This window comes from Acidisoma sp., assembly GCF_035492295.1.
In the GTDB taxonomy this organism is placed as follows: Bacteria; Pseudomonadota; Alphaproteobacteria; order Acetobacterales; family Acetobacteraceae; genus Acidisoma.
Genome location: NZ_DATJJK010000084.1, coordinates 1 through 4,745 on the forward strand (window position 1 = coordinate 1; position 4,745 = coordinate 4,745).

6 protein-coding genes are annotated in these 4,745 nt (G+C 65.8%); 3 read left to right on the forward strand and 3 right to left on the reverse strand.

The genetic code is table 11. The features are described 5' to 3' along the window. Positions 1-382 (forward strand): ATP-binding cassette domain-containing protein (locus VL752_RS05925; protein WP_325353128.1); only part of this gene is annotated, 382 nt, incomplete at its 5' end. A 55-nt stretch (positions 383-437) separates the two neighbouring features. Continuing rightward, positions 438-701, forward strand: a complete 264-nt coding sequence (locus tag VL752_RS05930) for a hypothetical protein (RefSeq protein ID WP_325353130.1) — start codon at positions 438-440, stop codon at positions 699-701. Here the strand turns inward: VL752_RS05930 and VL752_RS05935 are convergent, their stop codons facing one another. From VL752_RS05935 to VL752_RS05945, 3 genes are read right to left on the reverse strand one after another with little or no spacing between them, the layout of a single operon-like run. After that, positions 702-2,261 carry an MDR family MFS transporter gene (locus VL752_RS05935; protein ID WP_325353132.1) on the reverse strand — a complete coding sequence of 520 codons (1,560 nt, stop codon included), beginning with the start codon at positions 2,259-2,261 and terminating at the stop codon, positions 702-704. Beyond that, positions 2,258-3,379 (reverse strand): HlyD family secretion protein, encoded by a 1,122-nt coding sequence (locus VL752_RS05940; protein WP_325353134.1) that lies wholly within the window; start codon positions 3,377-3,379, stop codon positions 2,258-2,260. Before VL752_RS05940 ends, VL752_RS05935 begins: the two co-directional genes overlap by 4 nt. Next, positions 3,376-3,870 carry a winged helix-turn-helix transcriptional regulator gene (locus VL752_RS05945; protein WP_325353136.1) on the reverse strand — a complete coding sequence of 165 codons (495 nt, stop codon included), beginning with the start codon at positions 3,868-3,870 and terminating at the stop codon, positions 3,376-3,378. Before VL752_RS05945 ends, VL752_RS05940 begins: the two co-directional genes overlap by 4 nt. 225 nt (positions 3,871-4,095) lie before the next feature. On the opposite strand from VL752_RS05945, the gene VL752_RS05950 reads away from it, so the two are divergent. Then, the coding region (locus VL752_RS05950) for an FTR1 family iron permease (RefSeq protein ID WP_325353138.1) at positions 4,096-4,745 on the forward strand (650 nt) is incomplete at its 3' end.

A 4,745-nucleotide genomic window follows, 5' to 3' on the forward strand; every position in this document is an offset into this window, starting at 1 on the left:
GACGATCGAGACCATCTACAAGCTGTTTCCGCGCCTCGAGGAGCGCCGCACCAGCAAAGGCGGCAAGCTGTCGGGCGGCGAGCAGGAGATGCTGGCGATCGGCCGCGCCCTGCTGCTTAACCCGCGCTTCCTGATTCTGGACGAACCTTCGCAGGGCCTCGCGCCGGTCATCGTGCAGGAAGTGATGCGCATGGTGGCGCGGATCAAAGCGGAGGGGACCGCGATTCTGCTGGTGGAGCAGAACGCCTTCCTTGCCCTGCAGCTGGCGGACCGCGCCTATGTGCTCTCCGATGGAGAAGTCGTCTATGACGGTGCCGCCGCCGAACTGGCGGGCGACACGGCGCGCATGGAACGGCTGGCAGGGGTAAGCCACGCCGCTTGACGGCAGCCTGATCCGAGGCAGAACCGGCGCCACCAGGAGGCGATCGGAACGGCCCGTGGAGAAGCTGTCGGAGAGCGAAGGGCGCTCTGGCGATACGGTGACGGTCGAGACTTTGACCAAGCATGCTTCGGACGACGCTTCCCGCATGATTGCGGGGGACCCGGATGCGGAAGCGGTTTTCCTCTGGACCGCCGAGCACAAGGCCGGGGACCGGCGCGGCGCGGGTCCGCTCGACGCCTCCATCCTGTCCGCTGATCGACACGGAGGAGCACTCGATCGTCCGAGGCTTCAGTCTCCCGGACTATCTCGCCTCACATGATCAATGCGCGTCGGCCACGGGCTTTGCGGGCGGCGCCACGCGGCGCATGAACAGCACCAGCGGTGTTGCCACGGCAAAGGCCGCCATGATGGCGAGGAAGGCATCGGCATAGGCCATGGTGGAAGCCTGGGCATAGGCGATGTCATGCAGCCGGTGCAGAGCCGCCGCATGTCCGGCTTCGGCCGATCCGAGCGTCACGGTGAAATGACGGGTAAGGCCGGCAAGCATCCCCTCCATCGGAGCATTCGCCGGAGTGAGTTGCGAGGCGATGTTCAGAAAATGCATATTCGTGCGGCTGTTCAGGATGGCACCGCAGACGGCGATGCCCACGGCACCCCCCAGGTTGCGCATCATATTGAACAGGCCGCTCGCGTATTTCAGCCGCTCGGGCGGCAGGCTGCCAAGGCCCAACGTCACCGCGGGTGCCACCGCGAAGACCTGTGGAAAGCCGCGGATGATTTGCGGCAGCAGCAGCTGGTCCCCACCCCAATCGCTGGTGATAAGGCTGAAACTCCACATCGCGAGGCCAAAGCAGGCGAGGCCGAACATCATCAGCCAGCGCCCATCGATGCGCTTGGCAAGAAAGATATAGACCGGCACGCCAGCGAGCGAGGCGACACCGGTGGAGAAGACCGCAACCCCGGTCTCCCAGGCGGAGAAGCCGCGCACATAGCCGAGGAACAGCGGCGTCAGATAGATCGTTGAGAAGATGCCGATGCCGGTCGTGAAGGACAGGATGCAACCGAGCAGGAAATTGCGATTGGTGAGCGCGCGGAGATCGACCACGGGATGGGCATAGGTCAGGCTGCGAATGACGAAAAGAATCCCGGTGACCCCTGCGATGACAGCGCAAGTTCGGATGCTTTCGTCGCTGAACCAGTTCCAGCGCGTCCCCTCCTCCAGCACATATTCGAGCGTGCCGAGGCAGAGCGCCATCAGCGCGATGCCGGGATAGTCCGCGTCGCGGAGCAGGCGCAGGTCCGGCTTGTCGATATCGACCAGCAACGCCACGCCCAACGCCACCAGCAGGCCGGGCACGAGGTTGACGTAGAACAGCCAGTGCCAGTTCAGCGCATCGGTGATCCAGCCACCGATGACGGGACCCAGCGTCGGCGCGATGGAGGCGATGGTGCCGACCACCGCCGCCGCATAGACCCGCCGTGGCCCCTGGAAATAATGGAAGGACGAGGTGAAGACCGTCGGGATCATCGAAGCGCCGAGCAGGCCCTGCAACGCGCGGAACACGATCATGCTGCCGATGCTCCAGGACAGGCCGCAGAGCATGGAGGCGATGGTGAAGCCCAGCGCCGAAGCGGCGAAAAGCCAGCGCGTCGAAAAGACGCGGCTGAGCCAGCCGGAAAGCGGGATCATGATGATCTCGGCGATCAGATAGGCGGTCTGCACCCAGCTGATCTGGTCTTGGGCTGCCGACAGCCCGCCACCGATATCCTGCAATGAAGACGCCACGATCTGGATATCGAGCAGCGCCACGAACATGCCGACGCACATGATGGCGAAGGGGATGATCCCCCGGATGCCGGGCGGCGGTTCAGCGGTCATGACGCTGGGCGACCTTCGCCCCGCGTGTCGACGGAGACAGTGACGGAGAGCCCGGCGCGCAGCAGGCCGAGCCGAGCATCCGCGTCATCGAGCAGGATGCGCACCGGCACGCGCTGCACGATCTTGGTGAAATTGCCGGTCGCGTTCTGCGGCGGAATGACGCTGAAGACCGCGCCCGTCGCGGGCGCGAGGCTGCCGACATGGCCGTGGAAGATCCGGCCGGGCAGAATGTCGGCCACGATTTGCGCCGGCTCGCCCGGCTGCATGCGCGCGAGATCGTCTTCCTTGAAGTTGGCATCGACCCAGAGCCCCTCGGCAGGCACCAGGGACAGCAGGTTCGTACCTGCCGTGACATAGGCGCCGAGCTGGGCCGAACGGTCCCCGACATAGCCCGCAATCGGCGCGTCGATCTCGGTATAGCTTCGATTGAGCCGGGCCGTGCGGAGATCGGCTTCGGCCTGACGGATGGTAGCCTCGGCGCCCGCGATCTGGGTTTCGATGAGGGCAAGTTGCTGGTTGGCGGCCGCCTGCTTGGCTTCCGCCGCCGCGACCTCAGCCTGGGCGGACTGCACGGCGGCCATGGCCCGCTCGGCGTCCTGGCGGGACCCTGCCTCGGTATGGGCCAGCGTCTGATAGCGCCGGGCATCCGCCGCCGCAAAAACGGCTTCGGCCTTGCGCGCCGCGAGATCGGCCCCGGCTTCCGCCAGCACGGAACGCTGCAACTGCTGCTGGGCGACCAGGGTGGAAACCGCCGCCTGGCGTTCGGCGAGCACGGCCTCTGCATGGCCGAGTGCTGCCTCGAAATCCGCGGGGTCGATGCGGAGCAGGGGCTGGCCCGCAGGGACGAACTGATTGTCCCGCACCAGAACGGCAGAGACGAAGCCCGAGACATGCGGAGAAATCGGCGTCACGTCGCCGCCGACATAGGCGTCGTCTGTCGACATCACGAAGCGCCCGACCCGCCACCATTGGTCGCCATACCAGGCGCCCCCACCGATGGCGGCAAGCGCGAGCAGGCCGAGCGCCAACCGCCGCGGGCGCAGTTTCCTGCGTGGCCTTGTCTCTACCTCCGTCTGACCGGGCGCGAGATCACCAATCCGGGCTGTGGAATTGCTCATGACACCTCTCCCGGTCGCGCCGCATAGCGCCGGCGCGTTCGCTCGCTCGCGGCGGGTCCAGGCGCCGAGCGGAACTGCGGGGCCGCAAGCACGGTGCCGCTCGTCCGGTCGACCAGCACAGGCTCCACCGCGCGGCCCGTAGCCGCCTCGGTGAGGACGACGCTCGCCCCCTCTGGTGCGAAATGGCGGTTGCCCCAGGCGAGCATGGCCCACAGTACCGGCTGGAAGTCCCGCCCCGCCGCGGTCAGCACATATTCGTAGCGGGCCGGCCGCTCCTGGTAGAGCCGCCGCTCAAGCAAGCCGTTCTCGACCAGCCCGGTCAGCCGGCGCGTGAGCATGTTGGGGGCGATGCCGAGGCTCTTCTCGAACTGATCGAAGCGCGTGAGCCCCTGCAGCGCATCGCGCAGGATCAGGATGCTCCACCATTCACCCACGCGCTCGAGGCTGCGGGCGATGGGACAGGTCATGGTGCCGAAGCTCTTGTGGCGCATTTGGTTACTTTCATAATGAAAGTGTCGAAGCGCTTGTGACTCCGTTGCTTTCATAATGCAAGTTACAACCCCTGCGACGGGTGCAGATGCGCCATGAGAGAGATCGTGCCCGGGCGGGTTAGTCGCGCCGCAATCGCAATCGCGACTTACTTGCAATTGCAACTCGGGCCGGATAAGCAACGCCATCCAATTGGAGAGGCAGCGGCCGGTGCCGCGGTAACGGATATGCTGGCTACTTTCGTCATCGGCCTGCGCGAAGGGCTGGAAGCAGCGCTGATCGTCGGCATCATCGCCGCCTTCCTGCGCAACAACGGTCGCAGCCTCAGCGCCATGTGGCTTGGCGTCGGCCTCGCCATGATCCTGTCGGTCATGGTCGGCGTCGGGCTCGATCTCATCGAGCAGGCCCTGCCCCAGGCGGCGCAGGAAGGGATGGAAACCGTCATCGGCGGCATCGCCATCTTCTTCGTCACCGGCATGATCGCCTGGATGAACACACATGCCCGCAGCATGAAGCGGGAGCTGGAGACTCAAGCGGCGGAAGCGCTCAGCCATCGCGGAGCCTTCGCGCTGGCGGCCATGGCCTTTCTCGCCGTGCTTAAGGAAGGGTTCGAGACCGCGGTCTTCCTGCTCGCGACGTTTTCGGCGGCACAATCGGCAGCCCTCGCCGCGACGGGGGCCGTGCTCGGCATCCTCCTCGCGGTCATCATCGGTTGGGGCATCTATATCGGCGGGGTGAAGATCAACCTGTCCCGGTTTTTTCGCGTCACCGGCGCCTTCCTCATCCTGGTCGCCGCCGGCCTCGTCATCTCCGCACTCCGCACCGCGCATGAAGCAGGCTGGCTCAATGCTGGTCAGCAGATGACCGTTAACCTCGC

What these genes read in the sequence shown, in the direction of transcription:
- VL752_RS05935 (WP_325353132.1), bottom strand. Translation starts at nt 2,261, where the DNA reads ATGACCGCTGAACCGCCGCCCGGCATCCGGGGGATCATCCCCTTCGCC.
- VL752_RS05940 (WP_325353134.1), bottom strand. Translation starts at nt 3,379, where the DNA reads ATGAGCAATTCCACAGCCCGGATTGGTGATCTCGCGCCCGGTCAGACG.
- VL752_RS05945 (WP_325353136.1), bottom strand. Translation starts at nt 3,870, where the DNA reads ATGCGCCACAAGAGCTTCGGCACCATGACCTGTCCCATCGCCCGCAGC.